Here is a 25,311-nt window from a genome sequence, read left to right as displayed (position 1 = left end):
CCGGTTACTCCCAAATCTTGACCTGATCGGATTTGACGGTGACCCCCAGCAGGATCGTGTTCGATCGCGCCATCTGGTCGGAAACATTCTTCTGAAAACGGAACTGATAGCTGAGATCGAGCGCGACCAGATCGGTCAGGGCATAGCTCAGGCGCGGGGACAGATTGGCGTAGACGGTGTCGCCCTGCTTGTTGGTCGAATCGTAGGTCGCCTGCTGGAGATAGGCCCGCAGCCCGGCCGACAGGCGCGGCCCGATCCGGTAGGTGTCGTTGAGGCTGAAGGCCAGCGCCTGGGTCTGGGTGCCGTCGCTCTGCGGGTTGAGCTGGCGGCTGAAGCGCAGATCAAGGGTGTTGAGTTCGGTGCGGTGGGTGGTCAGCACCGAGAAATTGTAGTCGCCGTTCGATCCGCCCTGGCCGCTGGTCTGCATCCCGTCCGGGCTGTCGGTCGAGGATTGCTGGTAGCCGGCCATCACCGCCAGGGTCAGGGTCTCGGTCAGGTCGCCCTTCCAGCCGAGCTGGGGCGACCAGGTGAAGATCGAGATCCGTGGCCCGTGGCGGGTCTCGTACTCGTTCAGCATCAGCGTCGCCACCAGCGCGCTGGTCGGCGACAAGGCGTGCTGCCAGGTCGGCGACAGGCCGGTGGTGCGGTAATCGGTGTAGCGCTGCTTGTCGGCGTAGGCGGAATTGAACAGGCTGGCCTGAACCTGGAGCGAGTCGGTCGGCGTCACCGCATAAAGCGCGAGCGGGGTCAGGGTGACCCCGGTGTGGCGGATGCCGGTGATGTTGACCCCCGACCCGGTTTCCTCGCTGGTGCGGGTGGTGTCGTAATCGAACGCCCCGTTGAAGCCGAGCACCCACCGTTCCCCCTGGGTGCTGGCCTTGAGCGTGCTGTGGTTGTCGGTCGAATCGTAGCTGTCGAGATTGTAGGCGCTGACCTCCATCTGGCTGTCGAGCGCCAGCGAGCTGGTCGGGGTGCGCCGCTCGATCGTCAGCTTGGGGGTGGTCACCTCGCCGACCAGCACGTCGGTCGAGCCGGCCTGGAGCAGCGGATTGCTGGTCGCCTCGAACCGTTCGCCGATGCTGCCGATCAGGGTCAGCGACGAACTGGGCACGGGGGCGGGCGCCTGCTGGGACCGGGCCGGGCCGGGCCAGCCGGCCAGCGCGGCGGCCAGCACCGCCGGCGCCGCGACCCGGGCCACCGCCCGCCGCGAGGGGACACCCAGGGCTTGGCTCATCGCGTTCGCCCCTAGAACAAGGATTCGGTCGGGACCAGGATCACGTCACCCGGGCGCAGCAGGATGTTGGCTTCGAGCGATTCCCCGCGCGAGACGTCGTCATAGGGGAAGGCGGTCGCGGTCTGCTTGCCGTTTTCGTGGCGGATTACCAGCACCCGGCTCTCGGCGGCGTAGGGGGTGAGTCCGCCGGCCTGGCTCAGCGCCTGCAGCACGGTGGTGGGATGGCTCAGCACGATCTCGCCCGGGCGGGCGACCTGGCCCAGCACCGACACGGTGTTGCCGAGCGCGGCCTTGACCGTCACCGTCACCCGGGTGTCGTGGATCAGGGGGGCGATCGCCGCCTCGAGGTCGGCGCGCAGCTGCTCGGTGGTCTTGCCGCGCGCGGCGATCTCGCCCACCAGCGGGAAGGAAATCGTCCCGTCGGGCACCACCAGGCATTCGCGGTCGAGGCCCTCTTCTTTCCACACCGTGATCTGCAGCACGTCGCCGGGATTGATGGTGTAGGCGGCGGGGGTGGCGGCGGCGGCCGGGTGCGGCGCGCCGGCCAGGGCCACCGTCGCCAGGACCAGACCGGCGGCCAGCCGCCGTCCGATCCGTGACAGCCTGTCGTTCATTCCGTTCATTTTCCGCTCGTTCTCCTGGGTGATGACAAAACCATTGCGCGGCAGGGATGGTTAAAAGAAAAACCGGAGATCCTATACTCTATAAATTGAAAGGCGCAAACGGTATTTTTACTTGGGATTTCGGCGCTCATCCCTGGCCCGCGCCGCGCCGGCGCTTGTGTTCGCCGTTTTCGTCCCGGGTGGCGGGCCGGGGATCGTCGTCATTTTCTCGCACCGGTCGCAGCGACTCGGGCGGCGCCAGCCGCGCCGGCAGGGCGGGGAACACCCGGTGGTGCCAGTCCCAGGCACTGGCGACGATGTCGTCGATCGCGGGGTGGCGCGGATTCCAGCCCAGACGCGCGCGGATCCGGCGCGAATCCGCCACCAGATGGGGCGGGTCGCCGGCCCGGCGCGGGCCGAAGCTCACCGGCACCGGCCGGCCGCTGACCCGCTCGACCGCCGCGATCACCTCGCGCACGCTGTAGCCGACCCCGTTGCCGAGGTTGAAGCCGTGCATCCCCGCCTCGCGCCCGGTCCAGTCGAGCGCCAGCAGGTGGGCGGCGGCGAGGTCGTTGACGTGGACGAAGTCGCGCACGCAGGTGCCGTCGGGGGTGTCGTAATCGGTGCCGAACAGGGTCAGCGCCGGGCGCTGGCCCAGCGCGGCGGCGATCGCCAGCGGGATCAGGTGGGTTTCCGGGGCGTGGGCCTCGCCCAGTCCGGCGGCGGGGTCGGCCCCGGCGGCGTTGAAATAGCGCAGCGCCACCGCGCGCAGGCCGTGGGCGGCGGCGTGATCGGCCAGGATCCGCTCGACCATCGCCTTCGAGGCGCCATAGGGGCTGATCGGGCGGTGGGGCAGGTCCTCGTCGAGCGGCAGCCGGTCGGGCGGGCCGAACACCGCGCAGGTGCTGGAAAAGATCAGGCGGTTGACGCCGTGCCGCCGCATCGCTTCCAGCAGGGCGAGGCTGCCGCCGACATTGACCGCGTAGAAGGCGCCGGGATCGCGCACCGAGGCCCCCACCTCGATCAGCCCGGCGAAATGGATCACCGCCTCGGGGGCGTGGCGGGCGAACACCGCGTCGAGCCGGGCCGGGTCGCGCACGTCGCCCGGTTCGAGCGGCCCCCATTGCACCGCCCAGGGATGGCCCGAGGACAGATCGTCGAGCACTACCGGCCGCCAGCCGGCCCGCGCCAGTGCCTGGCAGGTGTGGCTGCCGATGTAGCCGGCGCCGCCGGTGACCAGAATCGTCCGCATCGCCTCTCCCCCCCTCTTTCTTCAGCGGTCGGTGCCGGCCGGGCCACGGGCGCGGGGCGAGCCCGGCCATTCGACCTGCGACAGGTTGATCACGCTGCGGCAGTCCGTCCCGGCGGTGTCGCGCAGCCGCGCCCGCAGCCGCTCGACCTGGCCGTCGTCGGGCAGCGAGCCGGCGGCGACCAGATAGCAGACCCGGTCGCCCCCCGGGACGCGGCGGTCGAGCGCGGCGATCACCGCCACCCGCGCCAGCGCCGGATCGGCGGCGAGGGCGGCGTTGAGCCGGCCGGTCAGCGTCGCCGCCTCGTCCTGCAGGGCGTCGCGGTCGAGGGCGAGGCCGGCCCCGATCAGCGGGTCGGCCACCAGCGTCACCGGGGCCGAGCAGGCGGCGAGGGGGGCGGCCAGCACCATCGCCTCAACGCTCCGGCGCGGCGACCAGTTCGACCCGGGTCGAGGTCTGGTATTCATTGCGGTCCCCCTTCAGCGACTTCAGGGTGGCGGCCATCGGGATCAGCAGGTCGCGCGCCTCGAATCCGGCCCCCTCGGCGCGGATCAGGAACAGCGCGTCGCGATAGCCCGCCTTGGCGCAGACCACCTGGATGTCCTGGCGCGCCGGCCGCACCGCCAGCCGGCCCGGGGTGTCGATCCCGCCGAGCTGGACGTTGGCGCGGATCAGTTCGCAATGCGCCCCGGGCGGGTCGGACTCGATCGCCAGCTCCTGGCGCGGCGCGGCGTCGCAGCCGGTTCCGGCCAGCGCCAGCGCCGCCACGGCGGCGGTGCGGCCGGCCCGGCTCATGGCCCATAGCCCAGCAGGGCCTGGAACCGGTCGCGCCGGGGCGGGACGGGCAGGGCGGCGGGATCGACCCAGCTGACCGGCGGGGTGCATTGGCCGCGGCAATACTGGTACTGGTAGCCGGCCCGGGAGCAGACGGCGAGGCAGGCGAAGTCGAGCTGGGTGGTGGTGGTCGGCCGGTTGGCGCTGACCGCGCCGGTGCTCGGCACCCACGACCGGCTCTGGCTTTCGCTGACGTCGAGGCCGGCCGGGTCGAGGCCGCGGCCGATGGCGCCGCCATACAGCTCGGCCGGGATCGGCGGCAGCAGCGGACGATGGCCGAGCAGCGGCGCCGGCAGCAGCGAGGCCGGGGCCGGGCCGGCCGGGGCGGGTGGGGCGGGTGGGGCGGGGGCGGTGCTTTCCGCCGGGACCGTCAGCGGCACCCCGGCCAGCGACACCTGGCTGTTGGCCTGCCGCTGCGGCGACAGCACCGCCTCGCCCCGGCCGCCGCCGCTCGGGCTGGCGCGGTAGAGGCATTGCCGCCGGCATTCGCCGCCGCTCTTGTGGGCGACGTTGAGGCAGGCATTGAGGCAGCGATATTCCATTTCCGCCCGGGCCGGAGCGCCGCCGGCCGCGATCGCCCAGATCAGTCCCAGCAGCGCCAGGATCCGGCTCATCCCCCTCGTCATGCCTGTTCCTCTTTCTCGGATGGCGCCGGACTTCCGGCGGTTGCCTGCTCGTCGCGCGGGATGCCCAGCGCCCGCATCTTGGCGTACAGCGTCGGCCGGCTGATCCCCAGCCGCCGCGCCGCCTGCTGGATGTTGCCGCCGGTCAGGGCCAGGGTGCGGGAGATCAGCTCCCGCTCGACCTTCTCCTGGGCCGCGCGCAGGGTGGGCAGGGGCTCGGCAGGCGCCCCGTCCACCGTCGCCACCTCGGCGGGCCGGTCGCCCTCCTCCTCCTCGGCGGGGGCGAGGCCGAGATCGGCCGGGCCGATCGCGCCGCGCCCCATCGTCAGCCCGCGCCGGACCCGGTTTTCCAGCTCGCGCACGTTGCCCGGCCAGGGATAGGCCTGCATCCGCGCCAGCGCCGTCTCGGCGAAGGCGCGCGGGGCGCCGGCGGCGATGGCGCGATGCTTGCGCAGCAGGTGCAGCGCCAGTGCCGGGATGTCCTCGGGCCGGTCGCGCAGCGGCGGCAGGGCGATCTCGATTTCGCTCAGGCGGTAGAACAGGTCCTGGCGGAAGCCGCCTTCGCCCATCAGGGTGGCGAGGTCGCGGTTGGTGGCGGCGATCACCCGCACATCGACCGCCACCGGGCGGCGGCCGCCGATCCGCTCGATCTGCCGCTCCTGCAGGAAGCGCAGCAGCTTGGCCTGGAGCGGCGCCGGCATGTCGCCGATCTCGTCGAGGAACAGGGTGCCGCCATCGGCCTGCTCGACCTTGCCGATCTGCCGGCCGCTCGCCCCGGTGAAGGCGCCCTTCTCGTGGCCGAACAGCTCGCTTTCGAGCAGGGTTTCCGGGATCGCGGCGCAATTGATCGCGACGAACGGCCCGGCGGCGCGGGGGCTCCAGCGATGGATCGCCTTGGCCAGCACGTCCTTGCCGGTGCCGCTTTCGCCGGTCAGCAGCACGCTGACCGGCGCCGGGGCCACCCGCCGCGCCAGATCGACCGCCCGCCGCATCGCCGGGGCGGCGGCGACCAGCCCGTCGGGCGCCTCCGGCTCCGGCCCGGCCGCGTTCAGTTCGGCTTCCAGCCGGTAGACGTTCCAGGCCCGCTCGACGATCACCCGCAGGGTGTCGGCATCGACCGGCTTGCTGCAATAATCACAGGCCCCGAGCCCGATCGCCCGCCGGGCGTTGGCGCGGTCCTGGTTGCCCGAGGCGATGATCACCCGGGTCAGCGGCTGGCGGGCCAGGATCTGGCGCAGGGTCGCCAGCCCCTCGCCGGCATCGCCCCGGTCGGGCGGCAGGCCGAGATCGAGAATCACGATCGGCGGCCGTTCGCGCTCGAACAGGTCGAGCGCGGAGAGGCGGTCCTCGGCCATCAGGGTCGGCCAGGGCGCCAGCGCCCATTTGATCTGGGTGCGCAGCCCGGCCTCGTCATCGACGATCAGGATGCTAGGCGCGGCGGGCGTGGCGGCGGGCATGCCAATCCTCCACCAGAGGGGGGGCGTCGGCGGCGGCGCCGGGGCGGGCCAGCCGGATCCTCATCACCGTGCCGGCGCCGGGGCGGGATTCGACCTCCAGCCGGCCGTTCATCTCGCGCACGGTCTGCAACGCCTGGAAGGCGCCGACCCCGCTGCCCTGCGGCTTGCTGGTCTCGAGCGGGCGGAACAGCCGGTCGCGGACGAAATCGGGCTTCATGCCCGGGCCGTCGTCGATCACCTCGACCAGCCCCGAGGCCTCGCCGTCGCGCACCGCCAGGGTGACGGCGCCGTCCGGGCCGGCGGCGTCGATCGCGTTCTGGATCAGGTGGTCGAGCGCGGTGGCCAGCCGGTCCGGCCGGCCCAGCACCGTCACCGCCCCGCCCGGCGCGGTGAAGCCGAGGCGGGGAAACGACAGCCGCCAGCGCCGCGCCACCGTCGCCACGGCGGCGGCGAGGTCGAACGCCACCGGGGCCGGAGCGGCGGGGCGGGCCTCCGCCTCGCTCCCGGTGCCGAGTTGGACCAGCATCCCGTTCAGCCGCGCCACCGCGTCGCCGGCGCTCAGCACCATGTCGCGCTGGAACTCGGGATCGTGGCCGTGGCGCTCGGCGTTCTGGATCATCAGCGACATCTGGGTGACGACGTTCTTGATGTCGTGGGCGACGAAGGCGAAGCGCCGGTTGAACTCGGCCAGCCGGCGGCTGTCGAGCAGCGCGCGCGAGGCGCGCTCCTCGGCCAGATAGCCGGCGACCTGGGCCCCCAGGGTCTTCAGCAGGTCGAATTCCTCCCAGCCCAGCGCCGCCGGGGCCGAGGGGGCGCCCCCCAGCACCATCACCCCTTCCAGCACCCGGTTGTGCAGCACCGGCACGATCACCCACAGGCCGGGGGTGGCGTGGAACCACGCCGGCAGGGTCAGGCCGTCATAGCGTTCGGGGTCGCGCCGGCACTCGGCGACGTCGATCACCCAGCCGGTCTGGCCCAGGAAGGCGATCAGCGCCGAATCCGCCGCCAGCGGCGGCACCTCGCCCGGCCGGGCGAGGGTGGCGGCGGCCGGGTAGAGATCGCCCGCCGGCTGGAGGGTCCACAGCACCCCGTCGCGGCAATGCGCCGCCTCGGCCACCGCCCGCAACGCCCGCGCCGGCAGCGATTCCCCGGGTTCGGGCGTTGCCATCTTGCCGATGAAATTGAGCCACACCTCGCGGTAATCGTATTTCAGCCGGAAGAAATGCTTGCCGATCAGCACGTTGAGCCGGGCCCGCAGCGAGGCCGAGCGCAGCGCCACCGCCAGCACCGTCACCGCCACCAGCAGGAAGGCCAGCTCGAACGGCCCGCCCCAGGCGCCGCCCCACAGCCGCAGCGAATGCCCCGCCAGCGACACCGTCACCAGATACAGCCCGGCCGAGATCAGCACGGTGGAATGGAACAGCACCCGGCGCGACAGGCCGAAGGCGCGCTGCTGCCGCCGCCGCAGCGCCGAGGCCGCCAGCAGCGGGGCGCCGAGCAGGACCCACCACACCCGGGCGGTCTCGAAACCGGGCTCGATCCGCCCGTTGGTCAGCAGGTTGGCGAAAAACACCAGATCGAACGCCGCCAGCCCGCCGATGGTCAGGCAGAACAGCCGGTCGGCCCCGGCGATCCGGTCGAGGCGGTCGCGCAGCAGCAGCTCGACCAGCAGCAATTGCCCGAGGTCGAGCAGGATCAGCAGCAGCAGCCCCAGCGTCCAGGCCCAGGCGGGCAGGGCCAGCGCCATCCCCGCCAGCAGCAGCGCCGGCCCGGCCAGCGCCGTTGCCGCCAGGGCGGGCGGCAGCCGGTCCGGCCGGCCCCGGCCGAGCCCGCCCTCGAGTCCGGCGGCGGCGGCGAGGGTCAGCGTGAAGGCGGTGGCGCGCAGCGTTTCAAGCGCCAGCAGCCCGGCCGGGCCGAGCGGCAGCAGGGTCTGGCCGGCCCAGACCGCGGTGGCGAGGCAGGCGATCCCGAGCGCGATCCGCTCGCGCCGGGGGGCCCGGCCCCGCCAGATCGGCACGCAGGCGGCGAGATGGAACAGCACGCACAGATCGATGCCGATCCGGCCGAGCAGGCGCGGCGACAGCGCGCCGAGCAGCGGGAGGGTCAGGTCAAGCATCGTCCTGTCCGCGCGCGTTTCCGGCCCCGAACCGGTCGAGACCGACAGGCCGCGGCGCCGCCCGGCCGTCGTGGCGGCGGGCCTGCCGGGCGAGAAAACGCCGCCGGATCACTTCGGAGCAGCCTTCGGCCGGCGGCCTGGAAATGGAACTGTAAAACCGGCGTCTCACGGCGGTGGTTCCGCTGCGGATCTGGGTGGGAACAAACACCGGCCGGCCGGCGGCGCGGCGCCCGGTAATCTTTCCCGAGACTGGATCGATGGGGTGCGGTGGGAGGTCTTCATTTTGATTGACGCCAAAATCTTCAGTTGATATATCTGCGTCAATATTCTCGTTATTGATTTTAACGGGAGAAAGCCAAAGCAAATTGGCAGCCGGACGGCTGGGGCAAAGAATCAGACCCGATTCGTCGGAAATGATGATGGCCTGCTCAGCATAATCTGCCGCGATCTCGATGAGATCCTTAGGCTTTATCCGCCCCGAATGCATTACGGTCTCCAGCGAAAAGGGACGATGGCCTGGCAATCACTTATCCTCGGAGGTTTACCCTTTTCCCCTTCGCGGCGGCGGACTATAACACCGTCCGGATGGGCTGGCTAGGAGGGAGTGCATAGGCCCCCGATTTTGCTATGGCATTCGGCCTTAAATAATAAGTTTTGTCTTGGGAAGACTTGCTGATTTATTTCCCGCAATGATTGTTAAGAGATTCTCATGATTTTTAACAAAATGCAAGCGGACGGGTGCGCAGGGGTAGAAACGAGTTGTGTTAATGTGCGTAAAATTTTGCCGCGCCTGACCGCCGTTGCCGCCGGAACCCAAGCGCGCCGGGTCGGATGGTGGCGCGATTGAATCAACCACTTGACGAGACGCCGGTCTGGTGCTGCGCCAGCGGGGAGAAGGTGGGGCGCTCGGGCGCGACCGCCGCGCGGGGGGATGCGAGATGTATGAGACGTTCTATGGTCTGAGCCGGAAGCCCTTTTCCCTGCTTCCCGACGCCGCCTTCCTGTTCCCCAGCCGCAAGCACCGGCAGGCCGCCAATCTGTTCGATTACGGATTGATGAGCGAGGCCGGCTTCATCGTCATCAGCGGCGAGGTCGGCTCGGGCAAGACCACCCTGGTTCGCCGCTTCCTCAAGCAGGAGCGCGCCGATCTGGTGGTCGGGGTGATCACCAATGCCGGCTCGACCGTCGGCCGCCTGCTGACCTGGGTCGCGGTGGCGTTCGGGATCGACCATCAGGACGCCGATCCGGTCGAACTCAACGAACGCTTCCTGCGCTTCCTGCTCGAACATTATGCCGCCGGCCGCCGCACCGTGCTGATCGTCGACGAGGCCCAGAACCTGACGGTCGAAAACCTCGAACAGCTGCGGATGCTGTCCAACGTCAACAACGAGGCCGATCTGCTGCTCCAGATCGTCCTGCTCGGCCAACCCGAACTGCTCGCCACCCTGAAACGGCCCGAACTGCGCCAGTTCGTTCAGCGCGTGTCGGTCCATTACCATCTGGCCCCGCTCGCGCCGGTCGAAACCGCGCTCTACATCCGCCATCGCCTCGGAATCGCCGGGGGGCGTCCCGACATCTTCGATCACGGCGCCTGCGCCGCCGTGCATTACTTCACCAAGGGCGTGCCGCGCCTGATCAACCTGCTGTGCGATGTCGCCCTGGTCTACGGCTTCTCCGAGGATCTCGAAACGATCGGGCTCGAACCGGTGATCGAGGCGGCCGAGGACCGCAACCGCGCCGGCCTCAGCCCCTTCACCGAGCTGCCGGTCGAATGGGACCGCGCCCGCCTGTGCGCCGAGATCCTCGCCGCCTTCCCCCCGCCCGAGGCGATCCCGGCACCGGAGCCGCCCCCGCAGCAGGAGCCACCCCCGAAGCCGGAACGGGCGGTGACGCGGGAGGCGGCGCCGGTGCCCGCGCCCGCGCCGGTGGTGGCGCCGGTGGTCGTCGCGCCGCCGCCGCGCCGCCGGCTGGGCCGGCTGTGGCAGGGAATGGCCGAATTGTTGCGCGGCTGACCCGGGCCGGCCCCGACCGGCCGGCCAAGGGGCGCGCCCCTTGGCGATCCCCCGGAGGGGCGGGCGCCCCTCCACCCCAGGTCAGAGCGAGGCGCCCGCCGCAGCCGTCCGGCGCCGCCCCGGCTGACGCAGGGCCGATCGCAGCCGGTCGCAGGCCGGCGTCAGCACCACCGTCAGCCCCATCACCCCGGCCACGATCAAGGCCAGCGTGCGCGGGTCGTTCGAGGGCCAGGGACTGAGCGCCCGCAGCAGGGTCATCGCCGGCAGGTGGATGCAATACAGGGGGAAGGTGTAGCCGCCCAGTCTGCGGCACAGCCCGCCAATGCGATCAAGCGCGTGCGGACAGGCCTCGGCCACCCGGCGCGCCGCCGCGATGTGGATCAGGAAGGCGAACCCGACGAGGTAGTCGGACAGCAGGTTGCGGTTCCAAGCCCCCCGCCCCCAAGGGAAAAAGAAACCGAAATTGTCGGCCCGCAGGTGCAGCTCGATCGCCGGCATCTGCACCAGCAGGATCGTCGAGCCGAGCAGCAAGGCCGCCGTCAGCGCGCCGCGGTCGCGATAGAACAGGTGGGTGTAAAGCAGGTAGCCGCCGATCCACAGCCCGAACAGGGCCAGGATGGTCTGGCCGGCCAGCGCCAGAATCCCCACCGACAGCAGCAGGCCGGGCAGCCGGGGCAGAAAGATCACCGCGCCGGCCACGAGGTAATAGGTCGCCTCGAAGCTCAGCGACCAGTACGGCGCATTGGTTCCCGGCGCGATGCCGCCGAAGGAAAACACCCCGTATTCGTTGACGAAGAACAGCGAGGCCAGATAGGTCGCCACCGCGCCGACCTTTCCCTCCGCGAACGGGTTGACGTACAGCGCGGGGTCGATCCGGCTGCCGATGGCGTCGAACAAGGCGGTCAGGATCAGGCAGGGCAGGGCGACCGAATAAAGCCGTGACAGCCGGTCGCGGGCGTAGCCAAGGCCACCACCTCCGTTCGAGCGCAGCGAATGGGCGATCACATAGCCGGACAGGACAAAGAACAGGGTGACGCAGAGGGTGCCATAGGACCCGACCCGCCAGGGCAGCAGGCCGCCCGAGAATTTGTCCTGGCACAGATGGCTGGCGAACACGCCGAACGCCGCCGCGAAGCGGACGATGTCGAGATAGATCGACAGCGAGCGCGGCAGCAGGCGGGGCGAGGGGGCCGGTCTGTCGGCGGCCGTGACGGATGGCATGGTGCTCCTCCTCCTGTCCTGGGATCGTCTGCGGCGGGCGCCCGTCGCCCCTTCCCGCTCGGGTGGGCGGATCAGTAGACGTTGCGGCCGGCGAGGACGAAAACGGTGCGGAACAGGATCTCGAGGTCGAGCATCACCGACCAATGTTCCATGTAATACAGGTCGCATTCGACCCGCCGCAGGATCTTCTCCTCGGTGTTGGTCTCGCCCCGCCAGCCGTTGACCTGGGCCCAGCCGGTGATCCCCGGCTTGATCTTGTGCCGCAGCCCGTATTCGCTCACCACTTCCTGATACAGCCGGCCCGCCGCCTTGGCCTGGGTGGCGTGCGGGCGCGGCCCGACCAGCGACATCGAGCCCCCCAGCACGTTGAACAATTGCGGCAGCTCGTCGAGGCTGGTGCGGCGCAGGAAGCGGCCGACCCGGGTGATGCGCGGATCGTCGGGGGTGGCCAGCCGTGTCGCGTTGACGTCCCGCGCCTCGTGATACATCGAGCGGAACTTGAACACCTCGATCAGCCCGTTGCCGTAGCCGTAGCGTTGCTGGCGGAACAGGATCGGCCCCGGGCTGTCCAGCCGGACCGCCAGCGCGCAGGCCAGCATCACCGGCGCCGCCACCATCAGCGCCAGCGAGCCCAGCACCAGATCCTCCACCCGCTTGGCCAGCGCGCCCCATTCCCCCATCGGCCGGCCGTAGATGTTGTAGACCGGCACCCCGTCGAGGCGATCGAAGCCGCCATTGAGGAAGTGATAGCCGATCGCGTCGGGGGCGAGCCGGATGTTGCCGGGAATCGGTTTCAGCTTGTCGAGCAGTTCCAGCAGCCGCGTCTCTGCTCCCCAGGGCAGCGCGATCAGGATCTCGTCCACCGGCTGGCGCCGCGACAGCTCGATCAGGTCGTCCACCGTGCCGGTCGGCGGCGTCTGTCCGTCGCACCGCCCCCGGCGGTCGTCAAACACGCCGAGCACCCGGGTCCAGGGCTCGTGCTGATGCCGCAGCAGCGCCAGCAGCCGCGCCCCCTGCGCCCCGCCGCCGACGATCGCCACGGTGCGGGCGATTCGCCCCCCCTCGCCCAGCCGCAGCAGCGCCCGGTCGAGCAGCAGGCGCGTCAGCGCCATGCCGACCACCCCGACCCCCACCACCGTCAGCGGCCCGTGCAGCGGCCAGTGGTAATGGTCGGCGAAATCCAGCGTCACCAGCCCCAGCCATTCGAACGTCATCAGCCCGCAGCCGATCACCAGCAGCCGGGTGATCTGCGACGGCATGCCGGCCAGCGCCGTCACCCGGTAACCGCCCGAGGCCATCAGCAGGTACAGCAGGCCAAGGCAAAACAGCGCGTCGGCGCCCCGCCACAGGTCGGTGTCGAACCCGCCGACACTGGCGGCGTCGAGATAGGACAGCGCATAGGCCCCGGCCAGCAGCAGATGGTCGCCCACCGCGAGGCCAAACATCACGCAGGCCCGGCACAGCGAGCAGGGAGGCAGCTGAGGGTGCCCGGTTGATTCGCGCTCCCCTCGGCACGACTTTTCAGCTGCTCCGATCTGGATCATTTCCGCTCTCGTTTGTCTTCACCCGCGCTTAAGCGGTGTCCTTCCTGATAGCATGAAAGGCGAAAGGAATCCTGGAAATTTAAATTGTAAAGATATGCGACACTCTGGTTCCCAGGGCCGCCGCTGCATCGCGGCCATCCGTCGCTGGGCTTGACACTCTCTGGGGCTTGTTGTGTTTTTGTTTATATAAAACATTGGTTTACGTATTTCGGCATGGTTCGTGCTTGTGACTGTCGAAGTCGTTACATTCAAGGGGGGATCATGCACGTCTTGTACAAGGCCGCGCTTGCGGTCGTAGCCCTGGTGGCCTCCAGCATCGTTGCTCCGGTCGCCTCTTACGCCAACTGGAACGGTTATGGTGACTACGTTCACTTGCAGGGCATGTCGATCGGTGATCCGGTCACTCTGCGTTTCGGTGATTATAGATCAACCTTAGGTGGCAAGTATTATAATTTTGACTGGAGTGGAATCGATGGCAATGTTGTCCGTATTCCGCTCACAAATAATTATACCTTGAAAATTTCAGGGTCAAACTCGATATCATTTTCAGCCGGAACGAAATTTGGTGTGAGTAATTTTAAGTATTACACTCTATTGCCGATTGGTGAAAAAATTCACATTACTATTTATACGGATGCGGCTATGAAAAATGCCGTTGAATATGTCGAAAAGATAACCTGGTTTAAGGGAAATGTTGATCTAGCCGCGATAACGCATGGCCTGTCCAGCAGCATCTACAAGATCGTCATCAGCAAAAGCGGCGGTAGCGCGCTTTATGTTGACAACATCAGCACCACGGTCGTGCCTCTCCCCGGAGCCCTGCCGCTGCTTGGCAGTGCCTTGGTGTTGGGTGGTCTGCTCGGCCGACGGTTGCGGCGCAAGGCGGCCTGATCCGCGGCCCTGGTCTTTCAGGCGACACTTGGCCCAGGTTTCGGCGGGGGGGGCTTCTCCCCCCGCCGTTGTCGTTTCCTTACATTTCCTGGTTTGACGGGGAGGTCATTTTATAAAAGAATTATCTATGAATATTTTCAACCTGTGACTTGCCGGCGGCGGCGTGGGGATGGGGATGAGCAACGGGAAAATGATGGTCGCACTGGCGGTTTTTCTGGCCGGCATGCTGGTTTCTGCCTGCGACGATCTCGCTTCAAGGGAGCGAAAATACATCCAAAGGGGAAATGAGTACTTTCAGAAAGGCGAGTATGACAAGGCGCGCCTTGAATATCGCAACGCGATCAGGATTCTGCCGACCGACGCCGAGGTGCGGTACCGGATGGGCCTCCTGGACGAGAAACAAGGCAATCTCGGCGCTGCCTATGGCAATTTTGTCGGGGCCGAACAGCAGGACCCCCGCCATATTCTGGCGCTGCTGAAGCTGGTGGAGATCCATATCGCTGCCGACGATCTCGATCAGGCCGCCCGCCGTCTCGATACCCTGTTCGAGATCGAGCACGACAATCCACAACTCCATGCCCTCAAGGGGGCGCTGCTGCTCAAGCGCGACGATCTGGCCGCCGCCGAGGCCGAGGCGATGGAGGCCAGCCGGCTCGATCCGCGCAATTCGGCCGCCACCGCGGTGCGCGCCACCGTGTTCAGTCGGCGCGGCCAGACCGCCCGGGCGGTCGCGGCCATCGACGAGACCCTGGCCCTGGTGCCAGGAGATCTCCGATTGCTGACCTTCAAGATCGATCTGCTCGGCCGCCAAGGCGATGCCGACGGGGTTGAGCGCACCTATCGCGATCTGCTGTCCGCTCACCCCGAGGCCCGCCCGGTGTGGGGCGAACTGGCCCGACAACTGGCCGAGCGGCAGCGGATTGACGCCGCCGAGCAGGTGTTGCGCCAAGCCTTGACCGCGCATCCCGGTGATCTTGGGTTCGAGCGGCAGTTGATCCTGCTGCTGGGCGAGCAGCGTGGCCTTGAGGCGGCGGAAAACCAAGCCCGCGCTTTCGTTGCTACCGCGCCCGAGGTGGTCGAGCCTTATTTCTGGCTGGCGGAACTGTTGTTGCGCCACGACCAGTTCGATCGTGCGGTCACGGTGTTGGAGGAGATCGTCGTCAGACGACGGACCGAGCTGTCCGGCCTCAACGCCCGCGCCCTGATGGCCCAGGTCAGCCTCGCCCGCGGCGACCGCGACCTGGCCGAGACCCTGATCGCGGCGGTGCTGAAAAAGGATCCGTCCAACCGCAATGCCTTGCTGCTGCGCGCCTCGCTCGCGTTCGACGACGGCAGGCTCCAACAGGCGGTGGCCGACCTGCGCGCGATCCTGCGCGAGCGGGCGAAGGATCCCCAGGCCCTGCCGCTGCTGGCGGAAGCCCTGATGCGCCAGGGTTATCTCAATCTGGCGGTCGATACCGCCACCCGACTGGTCGAGGCCTTTCCCGAGGACCCCGGCGCCCGGGTCCGCCTCGCCCAGTTGACCGACGCCAACGGCGACACCGTTCACGCCCGCGACATCCTGGCCCAGGCGGCCGAGATCAATCCGAACTTCCCGGTGGTGTGGGAAACCCAGGCCCGGCTCGCCCTCGCCCACAACCAGCTGGGCGAGGCGCGCGAGGCGGTCGAGGCCCTTGCCCGTCTCCCCGATCAGAGCGTGGTGGTCACTTTCCTTGAAGGCCAGATCCTGCAGGCCGCCGGGAAGCCGCAGGAGGCGATCGCCAAATACATCGCCGCGGTCGAGGCCGGGCCCGATCAGCCGCTGGCCGAACACGCCCTGACCGCGTTGCTGGCCGCCTGCAACCAGAGCAAGCGGCTCGACACCGCCCGGACCTTCCTCGAATCGATGCCCAAACCGACGGCCTTCGCGCTGACCCTGCTGGGCGAGATCCATCTGGCCCAGGGCGACGCCGAGCAGGCGGCCGAGGTGTTCGACCGGGCGATCTCGCGCGGCGAAAAGCGGGCCGAGCCGTTCCTCGGCCGCGCCCGGGTCGAGATGGAGGCGCGCAACCTGCCCCAGGCCGCCGACGTGCTGCGGCGCGGCATGACCGAGGTGCCCAACGACGTCCGCCTGCCGATGCAGCTGGCGGCGGTGTCGCGCGACATGGGCCGCCCGGGCGAGGCGATCGCCCTTTACGACAGCCTGCTCAGCAACAATCCCGGCCTCGACGTCGCCGCCAACAACATGGCGGCGCTGATCGCCGACCTGCATTATTCCGACCAGAAGGCGCTCGATCGTGCCGCCGCAGTGGCGGAACGCTTCCTCGGCAGCAACAATCCGGCCGCGCTCGACACCCTGGCCTGGGTCTATCGCCGCCAGGGGCGGATCGCCAACGCCCTGGTGCTGGCCGACCGCATCGCCACCGCCACCAACATTCCGGCCGAGGTTCACTACCATCTGGGCGAGATCTACGCCCAGGCCGGGCGGCGCGACGATGCCGCCCGCCACCTTCAGCTGGCGGTCAACAGCCCCGAGCCCTATCCCGGTCTCGACGAGGCCCGGCGGACCCTGCGCGATCTGGGCCCGGGTGGCGGGCGCTAGCCGGGGGAGGGCAGGGGGTGCGCGCGGGTCAGGCGTATTCGCGGTGGATCGACGCGGTGAGGGTGAAATGAAGGGCGCCAAGATGCAGCGCCGCCCGGGCCGCCCAGCGGCGCCAGCGACAATCGACCGGCCACAGCACTGCCGCGACCAGGGCGGCAACCGCCGCCTTGGCCAGCGCGGTTGCCGGCAGCAGGCGGTAGGCGCGTGGGCTGAAAAGCGACAATTGGCGGCCGTGGGTCTGGCCGGACCGGAACCGGCGCCGCAGGACCCAGCGCATCGTCGCGCGCGCCGGCGGCACCTCTTCGTGGACCTCCGCGTCGGGACAGTAATGGATCCGCCCGCCCGCCCGGGCGAGGGCGCGGAAAAAGAGGGTGTCCTCGCCCCCGGTCTGGCCGTAGGCCTCGTCGAAACGCAGGCCGAGGCGGCGGACGAGGGCGAGATCAAGCAGGGCGTTCGCGGTATAGGCGTTGGCGGGATCACCGGAAATCCGGTTGCTGTGGAAGTCGCACCGCCGCAGCCAGGCGGGCGCCTGCTCGGGATAAAGGGCGATGGCGGGCCCGATCACCGCCGCGTGGCCGTGCCGTTCCGCCATCAACGCCGCCAGCCAGCCCGGGGCGGCGACCTCGTCGTCGTCGATCAGGGCCGCCCAGCGGGTTGCCGTCGCGTCGAGCGCGGCGTTGCGGGCGCGTGAGATGTTGCGGGCCGGCGCATGAACATAGCGCAGATCAACCCCGCTGGCGGCGGCGGCGGCCTCGACGGTAGCGCGGGCCGAGGGGGTTTCGTCGTTATCGACCACTACGATCGGCGGCGGCGGGACGCTCTGGGTCGCCACCGAGGCGATGGCGGCGGCGACGCTGCTCCGGCGGAAGGTGCAGATGCACACCGTCACCTCGGCGGCCGGTTCCTCTTGATCCTCGATCCCCACGGTCCCTCTCTCCTCTCATGCTGCGCGGGCGGGCTCGCCGCCATCACGGGTCGGCGCGAAGGGCCGCCCGTTTCAGCCGGCCCGCCGCGCCAGTCCGCGCAGGAAGCCGGCGCCCCAGCTCAGATGCATCGTCACCGCCGCCGGCCCCATCGCCAGCAGGGCGGGATCGCGCCGGCGCAGCGCGGCGACGCCGCCCCAGCCGCCGCACAGCAGCAGATAGGCGGCGGGCAGGGCCAGTGCCGCCGGCAGCCATGGCGCGGCGGCGAGGGCGGCGGCGCAGCCGGCCAGGATCAGTACCGGCGCGATCTGGCGCGGCCGGGGCCGGTGGCGGTGCTTGCGCAGGGTGCGGACCCGGCCGGCGCCGTAATTGAAATATTGCCGCGCCAGCGCGCCGAGCCGGTCGCGCGGGAAATAGGTCACCGCCAGCGCCGGTTCGAGCCAGATCCGCCCGCCGGCCTGGGCGAGGCGCAGATCAAGCTCGGCGTCCTCGTTGTGGGAAAAACGCTCGTCATAGCCGCCGACCCGCAGGAAGAAGGCGCGGTCGAACGCGGCGTGATGGCCGTGCTCGACGAAGCCGCCCGGGCCGGGCCGGCGGTGGGCGGCGCCGCCATTGCCGAGCCGGCTGTTCTGGGCGGCGGCGATCGCCCGTTGCAGCGGCGCGGTGCCGGCGGTCAGCAGCGGCACCACCAGCGACTCGGCGCCGACCGCGCGCAGGCGGGCGGCGGCGGCGGCGGCGAAGCCCGGGGGATAGACGGCGTGGCAATCGGCCCGCACCAGCACGGTGGCGGCGGGGTCGGCCAGCGCGGCGGCGCGGTTGACCGCCGCCGCCTGCAACCGGCCGGGATTGTCGAGCAGGCGGATGCGGGGATCGTGGCGGGCCAACTCGGCGACGATCGCCCGGGTGCGGTCGCGGCTGCCGCCATCCAGCACCAGGATCTCGCGGATGCGGGGATCGTCGTCGGCCAGCGAGGCCAGCGCGGCGGCGATGTGGCGTTCCTCGTCGAGGGCCGGCATCACGATCGACAGGGCGAGATCCGGGGCGGGGGACGGGGGAGGACGGTCGTTTGCCTCGGGTGTCGCGAGGCTTCCGTCCGAAGGCTGGTCTGGCAGTGTCACGTCGGGCTCGGCTTGATCCGTCGGGTCGGGGGGTAGTGGCAACGGGGGTGCCACCAGGATCGGTTAGGGAGAGAATTTTATCAATTTTGGTTAAAATATACCGATAAAAATCGCTTTTCAATGGACAGCCGCATCATGGAAAAATCATAGTGACGCGGCTTTTGCAGCGGAGAAGGAGCGGCCGGCGGAAGCCGCGCTAACGACGGGGAACGCAGTCGGTGACGAAAGAGCTTTCGGTTGTCTATCTCGTCCACGATCTGGGCAACGGTAATGTTGAGCGGCGGGTCAGAACCTTTCTGGCGGGGGGAGGACGGGTCAGGTTGCTCGGTTTTCGCCGCGGCGAGGCGCCGGTTGCGGAAGTGGCGGGGGTCGCGGCCACCGATCTTGGCCGTACCCACGACAGCCGTCTGGCCCTGCGCGCGGTCCAGGTGATCCGGGCCGCGTTTGGCCTCGCGGTTTGGGGGCGTGCCTGCCGGGGGGCCGATCTGGTGGTCGCCCGCAATCTCGAAATGCTGCTGCTGGCTTGGCTGGCCCGCCGGCTGTTCGCCCCGCGCGCCGGACTGGTTTACGAACTGATCGACATCCACAGCCTGATGGTCGGGGATGGTCCGCTGTCTGTCGCTCTGCGGGGGCTGGAACGTTGGTTGTTGCGCGATTGCGGGCGGATCCTGATCAGTTCGCCGGCCTTTGCGGAACGGTATCTCGACCAGTTCCAACTCGGTCACCCCCCGGTGGTGTTGGTCGAGAACAAGGTCTACCCCGCGCGTGCCGCCGTCGCGTCGCGTCCGCCGGGCCCCCCCTGGCGGATCGGCTGGTTCGGTAACCTGCGGTGCCGGCGCAGCCTGGACGTCCTGATCGCGCTGGCCCGTCGTTTTTCCGATACGGTCGAGATCGATCTACGTGGCGGCCTGTGCTGCGAGGCTCTGGCCTCTCTGCCCGACGAGGTGCGGCCCTATCCCAATATCGTCTGGCACGGTGGCTATCGCGGCGAGGACTTGGCCGATATTTACGCCAAGGTTCATTTTTGCTGGGCGATTGATTATTACCAGGAGGGACTCAATTCCTCCTGGCTGCTGCCCAACCGGCTCTATGAAAGCTGCCTGCATGGTTCCGTGCCGATCGCGGTGGCCTCGGTCGAAACCGGACGTTGGCTGGCCCGCCACGATCTTGGCGTGCGGCTTGATGAATCGGTCGAGGCGGCGATGATCGTGTTCCTGTCCAACCTGACCCCTGCCGGCTATGTCAGGCTGACCGGGCAATTGGCCGCGAGCGACCCGCGCCTGTTCCGGCTGGATGAGTCCGAGTGTCGCGACCTGATCGAAGAGCTGGGCCGGAGCGTTTCTACCCCAGGAGCCACGCGTGAATCCTGACCCCCGGCAGCAACCCGGCCGGTTGGGAGCGAGGGGGGAGGCGGTCGTCCCCGGCGGCCTGTCCGCGCTGTCGCTGCTGGCGGTGCTGGCGGCGTTCGCCGGGCCGCTCGGTGACCTGCTGACGGTGTGGCGCAGCGAGGAATACAGCCATGGGCCGCTGATCCCGCTGCTGGCGCTGCTGATCGGGCTGCACCAGCTCGGCCAGGCCCGGCCCGAGCCGCGTCCGTCCTGGGTCGGGGCGGTGCTGCTGGCGCTGGCGCTCGCCCTGCTGTTCGTCGGCCAGCATGCCGCCTTCGTCGCCTTGTCGCTTTACGGGCTGGTGCTGGCGATCGCGGCGGTGCCGGTGGCGGCGTTCGGCACCGCGTTCCTGCGGATCTGCTGGCCCAGTCTGCTTTATCTCTGCTTCGCCATCCCGCTGCCCAACATCCTCTACAGCGGCCTGTCGTCCGAATTGCAGTTTGTGTCCTCCTCGCTCGGGGTGTGGTTCCTCGAACTGGGCGGGGTGCCGGTCTATCAGGACGGCAACGTGATCGATCTCGGGCAGGTCCGCCTTCAGGTGATCGAGGCCTGCTCCGGCCTGCGCTATCTGTTCCCGATGGTCAGTTTCGGCTACCTCGCCGCCTATGTCTTCAAGGGCCGGCTGTGGAAGCGGCTGCTGCTGCTGCTGTCGACCGTGCCGATCGCCCTGGTGATGAATTCGCTGCGGATCACCCTGATCGGCGTCGCCGTCAACACCTGGGGCATCGCGGCGGCGGAAGGGGTGATCCACGAGGTCGAGGGCTGGACGGTGTTCGTGCTGTGCATCGCGGTGCTGCTGGCCGAGGCGGCGCTGCTGGTGCGCCTGGGCCGGGGCGACCGGATCTGCCTCGACTACCTGACGCTGCCCCGCCCGCCGTTCTGGTCCGGCCGGCTGGCGGTCGCGCCGGCCGGGGGCGGACTGGCGGTGCTGGCGCTGGCGGCGGCGCTGGCGGCGGCGGCCGGCTGGTTCGCCCCGGCGGATGATCCGCCGTCCGACACGCCCCGCCCGCTGGCAGGCTTCCCCCCCGAGATCGGGGGATGGAGCGGTCTGCCGCTGACGCTCGATCCCGCGCTGCTCGGCGTGCTGCGATTGCAGGATTATCTGCTGGCCGATTTCCGCCGGGCGGGCGAACCGGCGCCCCCGGTCAATTTCTACGTCGCCTATTACAGCCGCCAGCGGGTCGGCGGGATGACCCACAGCCCGGCCAGCTGCATCCCCGGCGCCGGCTGGCGGATCCTCGCCGACGCGGTCCGCGCGGTGCCGCTGGCCGACGGGGCGGATCAGCCGGTGCGGCGGATCCTGGTCGGCAAGGGCGAGGCGCGGCAACTGGTCTATTACTGGTTCGACCAGCGTTGCCGCTCGCTGACCAGCCAGACCGCGCTGAAATGGTGGCTGCTGGTCGATTCGCTCCGGCTGCACCGGTCTGATGGCGCGCTGGTCCGCCTCTCGACCGCGCTGACCCCAAGCGAGACCGAGGACGCGGCCGACCGCCGGCTGGCGGCGTTCCTCGCCCAGGTCCGGCCGGCGTTGACGACGCGGCTCGGCCGCTGCGAGCCGGCGCGATGAGGGCGGCGGCCAGGAGGATGAGATGAGCCGGATCAGCGCGATCGTTCCGACCTTCAACCGCGCCGACCTGTTGCGGGCCTGCCTCGACTCGCTGCTGGGGCAGACCCGGCCGCTCGACGAGATCCTGGTGATCGACGACGGCTCGAACGACGACACCGCCCAGGTGGTGGCGGCGTATGGCGCCCGGCTGCGCTATTGCCGCCAGGACAATGCCGGCAAGTCGGTGGCGCTCAACCGCGCCCTCGACCTGATTTCCGGCGATCTGGTGTGGATCTGCGACGATGACGACCTCGCTCTGCCCGAGGCGGCGGCGCGGCTCGAGGCGGCGCTGGCGGCCGACCCGGCCGCCGGGCTGGCCTATGGCCGCTATCTGGTGTTCGATCATGCCGCCGGGCCGGCGGCGGCGCGTCCGCCCGATTACTGGCCCGAGGCGCATGAGGGCGACGAATTGCGTGCCCTGCTGGAGGATTGCTTCCTGTTCCAGTTCGCCACCCTGGTGCGGCGGGACGGCTACCGCCGGGTCGGGCCGTTCCGCACCGATCTGGTGCGGTCGCAGGATTACGAGATGGGGCTGCGTCTGCTGCGGCATTTTCCCGCCCGCTTCGTTGACGCGCCGCTGTTCCTGCAACGGGCCCATGGCGGGCTGCGCGGCACCCGGGCCGAGCAGATCCGCGCCGGGCAGATGATGGCGCGCTGGGCCGAATATGACCGGGCGATCTTCCGCGACCTGCGCCGGGAGATGGCGGTGGCCGATTTTCTGCCCCGCGCCCTGGCCGGGCTGAGCGGGCCGGGGCGGGAGCGGGCGGCCCGGCTCGAACGCGGCTGCGTGTTCGCCCGGCGGCAGATGTGGGACGAGGCGGTCGAGGATCTCGCCGTCGCGGTGCGGCTGGGGGACGGCGCGGCGCCGCTGCCGGCGGAACTGGCGATCGCCCGCCGCTGTCTGCTCGGCAAGCATGGCTGCGCCGATCTGCCCGGCCGGGCCGACGTGATCGCGGCGGTGGCCGATCTCGCCCGCGCCAATGCCTTCGGGGCCGCGATGGTGGCGGCGCTGGCCCAGCCGCTGGTGTGGCGCGGCCGCGAGGCCCTGGCCGCCGGCCGGCCGGGGCTGGCCGCCGGGTTTGTCCGGGTGCTGTGGCGCTGGCGCGGCCCGTCCGGCGCCGCCGCCGCGCTGGGCGCCAGCCTGCGCGGCAAGCTGGCGGCTGGTCTGACCGGGGAGGAGGCGCGGCGGTGATGTCCTGGCCTGACCGACTGTGCCGGCTGGGGCGCCGGATCGGCCCCGGGCTGTCCTGGCGCCGGCGGCATCTGCTGTGGCGGCTGACGGTGCGTTGGGCTCTGGTCAGGACCGCCCTGCGCTGGGCGGCGCGCCGTCCCGGGCGGCCGCATGGCCTGACGGCGCCGCTGGTGGTGTCGCTGACCTCCTATCCGCCGCGTTTCCCGACCCTGGCCCTCACCCTGCGATGCCTGCTGACCCAGGATCTGCGGCCGGACCGGGTGGTGCTGTGGGTCGCCCATGCCGATCTCGCCCTGCTGCCGCCGGCGGTGCTGGCCTTGCGCGGGGCCGGCCTGACCATCGCCGCCACCGAGGATCTGCGCTCCTACAAGAAGATCATTCCGGCGCTCGAGGCCTTTCCCGACGCGGTGATCGTCACCGCCGACGACGACCTCTATTACCCGGCCGACTGGCTGCGGCAACTGGTCACGGGCTGGGAGGGCCGGCCCGACCGGATCGTCTGCCGGCGCGCCCATCTGGTCGGCCGCGACGGCGACGGCGGCCTGCGTCCCTATCGCGCCTGGGGGTTCGAAACGGTCCGGGACGGGGACTCGACCGAGATCTTCCCGACCGGGGTGGGCGGGGTGCTGTATCCGCCCGGCTCGCTTCATCCCGAGGTGCGCGACCGGGCGGCGTTCCTCGATCTGTGTCCCCAGGCCGACGATGTCTGGCTGTACTGGATGGGGCGGCGCAACGGCATGCGTTATCGCCGTGTCGGCGATCGCGCCGGGCTGGTGTTCTGGGACGGCACCCAGGAGGTTGCGTTGTGGAACGACAACCTCGCCCAGGACGCCAACGACCGCCAGATCGCCCGGATGGTCGCCCGCTATGGCCTGCCGGGGGCGGTGCCGGCGGCGTGGGGGGAGGACCATGGGCCACGATGATCTGAAAAAGGCTTCGGTCAACGGCGTTCTGGTCAGTTCCTCGTCGCAGATCGTCAAGTTCGCCCTCCAGTTCGGCTACCAGGTCGCCATCTCGCGGCTGTTGTCTCCGGGCGATTTCGGACTGGTGGCGATGGTCGCTCCGATCGTGGCCTTCGTCGCGATCCTGTCCGACCTGGGGCTGTCCCAGGCGACGATCCAGCGGCGCGAGGTCGATCAGGAGATCCTCAGCTTCATTTTCTGGTGCAACTGCCTCGCCGGGCTGTTCATCGGCGTGGCGTGCCTCGCCCTGGCCCCGGTCGCGGCGGCGTTCTATCACGAGCCGAATGTCGTCGCGATCATGGGTCTGTCGGGGGCGTTCCTCTGGCTCAACGCCCTGGGGGCGCAGCATCAGGCGCTGCTGAACCGGAACCTCCGTTTCCTGGATCTGGCTAAAATCGACGTCCTCGCTTTCCTGGCGGGGGCGGTCTGCGGCGTGGCGGGCGCCGTCCACGGATTGGGATACTGGTCGCTGATGCTGACCCAGGGGGTGACGACCCTCGTCTCGGTCGCGCTGTCCTGGCGCGCGGCCCGGTGGATCCCCGGCCCGCCCCGCTGGGTCGGGGCCGGGCGGAGCGCGCTGAAATTCGGGCTGAACCTGACCGGGTTCAACTTCTTCAATTTCTTCGCCCGGAACCTCGACAACGTCCTCATCGGCCGTTATCTCGGACAGGAGCAGCTCGGCCTCTACGATCGCGCCTACAAATTGCTGCTGTTGCCGCTGACCCAGGTGTCGGCCCCGTTTGCCCGGGTGGTTCTGCCGCTGCTGGCGAAACTGGCCGATGATCCGGCCGCCTATCGCCGGGCCTATCTTCGCGTCCTCGAATTCATCGTCCTGGTCACCTTTCCCGCCATCGTGTTCGGCGGCTGCCACAGTTCGGTGCTGGTGGTCACCCTGCTCGGGGTGCAATGGGGCGGGGTGGCCCCGATCTTCTCGGTCCTGGCGGTGGGGGCCGTTCTCTCCCAGATCACCCATACCACCGGCTGGCTGTTCATCTCCCAGGACCGCACCCGCGAGATGCGGAACTATGGCATCCTCAGTTCGATCGTCTTCATCACCTCCTTCGTGGTCGGGCTGCCCTGGGGCGCGATCGGGGTGGCCACCTGCTATGTCGGCGTCGGTCTGGTGCAGGGGCCGCTGCTGTGGTGGGCGACCACCCGGGTCGGGCCGGTTTCGCTGCGGGCGCTGGTGCGGTCGATGCTGCCGCATCTGGTCGCGGCGGCGACGCTGGCCGGGCTGCATCTGGCGCTGTCGCGGCTGGTCGCGGTCGATATCTGGCTGGCGGGGGCGCTGTTCGTCCTGTCCTATCCGGTTTATCTCGCCGTGGTGGCGTTGTTTCCCGACGGACGGTCCTGCCTCGCCTTCCTGACCGGACGGGCGCGGGATCTGGCGCGGTCGCTGCGGCGCCCGGCCCCCTGTCCGCCCGGCTGAACGGTCCCGGCCGAGGCGATCAGGCGGTTTCGAGCAGGAACGGCCGCAGATCGGGCTGGGCCGGTTCGGCGCCGATCAGGCCGGTGCCGGGGCCGAGCCGGGCCAATGTCAGCGCCAGCGCGGTCAACTCGGCCGGGGCGAGACCGTCCAGTCCGGTCCCCTCGGTGGGGTGATGCCGCACCTGTCGCCCTTCGGCGCGCGCTTCGGCCAGCCGGGCCGGATCGGGCGCGGCGGTCAGCACCAGCGCGGCTGGCGGCGGGGCGCGGCGGGGCAGGCGGTCGCCGAGGCGGCGCAGCCGGTTGCCCACCGCCTGGGCCAGCGCCCGCGC

General features: G+C 69.7%; 22 protein-coding genes. 8 read left to right on the top strand and 14 right to left on the bottom strand.

Translation table 11 applies throughout. The annotated features are described in order from the left end of the window. Window positions 1–4: 4 nt before the first annotated feature. The 9 genes from ACFSNB_RS13685 to ACFSNB_RS13645 form a co-directional block, all read right to left on the bottom strand. Complete coding sequence (locus ACFSNB_RS13685; protein WP_377317495.1) at window positions 5–1,234, bottom strand: hypothetical protein; 1,230 nt, start codon at window positions 1,232–1,234, stop codon at window positions 5–7. Between the two features lie 11 nt (window positions 1,235–1,245). Then, a complete protein-coding gene (locus ACFSNB_RS13680; protein ID WP_377317493.1) occupies window positions 1,246–1,857 on the bottom strand; it encodes a polysaccharide biosynthesis/export family protein in 612 nt (203 codons plus the stop codon). Between the two features lie 127 nt (window positions 1,858–1,984). Further along, window positions 1,985–3,088 carry a UDP-glucose 4-epimerase GalE gene (galE, locus tag ACFSNB_RS13675; protein WP_377317491.1) on the bottom strand — a complete coding sequence of 368 codons (1,104 nt, stop codon included), beginning with the start codon at window positions 3,086–3,088 and terminating at the stop codon, window positions 1,985–1,987. Between the two features lie 21 nt (window positions 3,089–3,109). Further along, entirely contained in the window at window positions 3,110–3,496 is a 387-nt protein-coding gene (locus ACFSNB_RS13670; RefSeq protein WP_377317489.1) for a hypothetical protein, read from the bottom strand. A gap of 4 nt (window positions 3,497–3,500) precedes the next feature. Further along, entirely contained in the window at window positions 3,501–3,881 is a 381-nt protein-coding gene (locus tag ACFSNB_RS13665; RefSeq protein WP_377317487.1) for a hypothetical protein, read from the bottom strand. After that, the gene (locus ACFSNB_RS13660; RefSeq protein ID WP_377317485.1) at window positions 3,878–4,534 is read right to left on the bottom strand and encodes a hypothetical protein; all 657 of its coding nucleotides are present in this window, start codon (window positions 4,532–4,534) and stop codon (window positions 3,878–3,880) included. The genes ACFSNB_RS13665 and ACFSNB_RS13660 overlap by 4 nt, the downstream gene beginning before the upstream one ends. Before the next feature lie 8 nt (window positions 4,535–4,542). After that, window positions 4,543–6,000: a PEP-CTERM-box response regulator transcription factor gene (gene prsR, locus ACFSNB_RS13655; protein ID WP_377317483.1), complete on the bottom strand. Its 1,458-nt coding sequence runs from the start codon at window positions 5,998–6,000 to the stop codon at window positions 4,543–4,545. Beyond that, a complete protein-coding gene (gene prsK, locus ACFSNB_RS13650) occupies window positions 5,972–8,116 on the bottom strand; it encodes an XrtA/PEP-CTERM system histidine kinase PrsK (RefSeq protein ID WP_377317481.1) in 2,145 nt (714 codons plus the stop codon). Before prsK ends, prsR begins: the two co-directional genes overlap by 29 nt. Further along, window positions 8,109–8,639, bottom strand: a complete 531-nt coding sequence (locus tag ACFSNB_RS13645; protein ID WP_377317479.1) for a hypothetical protein — start codon at window positions 8,637–8,639, stop codon at window positions 8,109–8,111. The genes prsK and ACFSNB_RS13645 overlap by 8 nt, the downstream gene beginning before the upstream one ends. A 415-nt stretch (window positions 8,640–9,054) precedes the next feature. Between ACFSNB_RS13645 and ACFSNB_RS13640 the strand changes: the two genes are divergently transcribed. Next, window positions 9,055–10,128, top strand: coding sequence for an ExeA family protein (locus ACFSNB_RS13640; protein WP_377317477.1), 1,074 nt, complete (start codon window positions 9,055–9,057; stop codon window positions 10,126–10,128). A gap of 81 nt (window positions 10,129–10,209) precedes the next feature. Here the strand turns inward: ACFSNB_RS13640 and ACFSNB_RS13635 are convergent, their stop codons facing one another. Beyond that, complete coding sequence (locus ACFSNB_RS13635) at window positions 10,210–11,349, bottom strand: acyltransferase family protein (protein WP_377317475.1); 1,140 nt, start codon at window positions 11,347–11,349, stop codon at window positions 10,210–10,212. Window positions 11,350–11,420: 71 nt separating this feature from the next. Then, entirely contained in the window at window positions 11,421–12,794 is a 1,374-nt protein-coding gene (locus ACFSNB_RS13630; protein ID WP_377317473.1) for an undecaprenyl-phosphate glucose phosphotransferase, read from the bottom strand. 360 nt (window positions 12,795–13,154) lie between these two features. Between ACFSNB_RS13630 and ACFSNB_RS13625 the strand changes: the two genes are divergently transcribed. Then, on the top strand, window positions 13,155–13,784 hold the full coding sequence (locus tag ACFSNB_RS13625) for a hypothetical protein (protein WP_377317471.1): 630 nt from the start codon (window positions 13,155–13,157) through the stop codon (window positions 13,782–13,784). Window positions 13,785–13,953: 169 nt separating this feature from the next. Beyond that, complete coding sequence (locus tag ACFSNB_RS13620) at window positions 13,954–16,365, top strand: tetratricopeptide repeat protein (RefSeq protein ID WP_377317469.1); 2,412 nt, start codon at window positions 13,954–13,956, stop codon at window positions 16,363–16,365. 28 nt (window positions 16,366–16,393) lie between these two features. On the opposite strand, the gene ACFSNB_RS13615 is transcribed toward ACFSNB_RS13620, so the two are convergent. Both ACFSNB_RS13615 and ACFSNB_RS13610 read right to left on the bottom strand, forming a co-directional pair. Continuing rightward, window positions 16,394–17,290 carry a glycosyltransferase family 2 protein gene (locus ACFSNB_RS13615; protein WP_377317467.1) on the bottom strand — a complete coding sequence of 299 codons (897 nt, stop codon included), beginning with the start codon at window positions 17,288–17,290 and terminating at the stop codon, window positions 16,394–16,396. 72 nt (window positions 17,291–17,362) lie between these two features. Then, on the bottom strand, window positions 17,363–18,304 hold the full coding sequence (locus tag ACFSNB_RS13610; protein ID WP_377317465.1) for a glycosyltransferase: 942 nt from the start codon (window positions 18,302–18,304) through the stop codon (window positions 17,363–17,365). A gap of 320 nt (window positions 18,305–18,624) precedes the next feature. Between ACFSNB_RS13610 and ACFSNB_RS13605 the strand changes: the two genes are divergently transcribed. The 5 genes from ACFSNB_RS13605 to ACFSNB_RS13585 are packed head-to-tail and all read left to right on the top strand — an operon-like array spanning window position 18,625 to window position 24,983. Continuing rightward, the gene (locus tag ACFSNB_RS13605) at window positions 18,625–19,776 is read left to right on the top strand and encodes a glycosyltransferase family protein (RefSeq protein WP_377317463.1); all 1,152 of its coding nucleotides are present in this window, start codon (window positions 18,625–18,627) and stop codon (window positions 19,774–19,776) included. Beyond that, the gene (xrtD, locus tag ACFSNB_RS13600; RefSeq protein ID WP_377317461.1) at window positions 19,766–21,361 is read left to right on the top strand and encodes a VPLPA-CTERM-specific exosortase XrtD; all 1,596 of its coding nucleotides are present in this window, start codon (window positions 19,766–19,768) and stop codon (window positions 21,359–21,361) included. The genes ACFSNB_RS13605 and xrtD overlap by 11 nt, the downstream gene beginning before the upstream one ends. 22 nt (window positions 21,362–21,383) lie before the next feature. Continuing rightward, window positions 21,384–22,592 (top strand): glycosyltransferase, encoded by a 1,209-nt coding sequence (locus ACFSNB_RS13595; RefSeq protein ID WP_377317459.1) that lies wholly within the window; start codon window positions 21,384–21,386, stop codon window positions 22,590–22,592. Further along, on the top strand, window positions 22,592–23,515 hold the full coding sequence (locus ACFSNB_RS13590; protein WP_377317457.1) for a hypothetical protein: 924 nt from the start codon (window positions 22,592–22,594) through the stop codon (window positions 23,513–23,515). Before ACFSNB_RS13595 ends, ACFSNB_RS13590 begins: the two co-directional genes overlap by 1 nt. After that, the gene (locus ACFSNB_RS13585) at window positions 23,502–24,983 is read left to right on the top strand and encodes a lipopolysaccharide biosynthesis protein (protein WP_377317455.1); all 1,482 of its coding nucleotides are present in this window, start codon (window positions 23,502–23,504) and stop codon (window positions 24,981–24,983) included. Before ACFSNB_RS13590 ends, ACFSNB_RS13585 begins: the two co-directional genes overlap by 14 nt. A 19-nt stretch (window positions 24,984–25,002) precedes the next feature. Here ACFSNB_RS13585 and ACFSNB_RS13580 read toward each other — a convergent pair. Beyond that, on the bottom strand, window positions 25,003–25,311 hold a 309-nt coding region (locus ACFSNB_RS13580), incomplete at its 5' end, for a hypothetical protein (RefSeq protein ID WP_377317453.1).

Origin of the sequence: Phaeospirillum tilakii (assembly GCF_042683125.1) — a bacterium.
Taxonomy (GTDB): domain Bacteria; phylum Pseudomonadota; class Alphaproteobacteria; order Rhodospirillales; family Magnetospirillaceae; genus Phaeospirillum; species Phaeospirillum tilakii.
The sequence above is the reverse complement of the archived record's forward strand: the minus strand, read 5'-3'. Positions and strand labels throughout refer to the sequence as shown.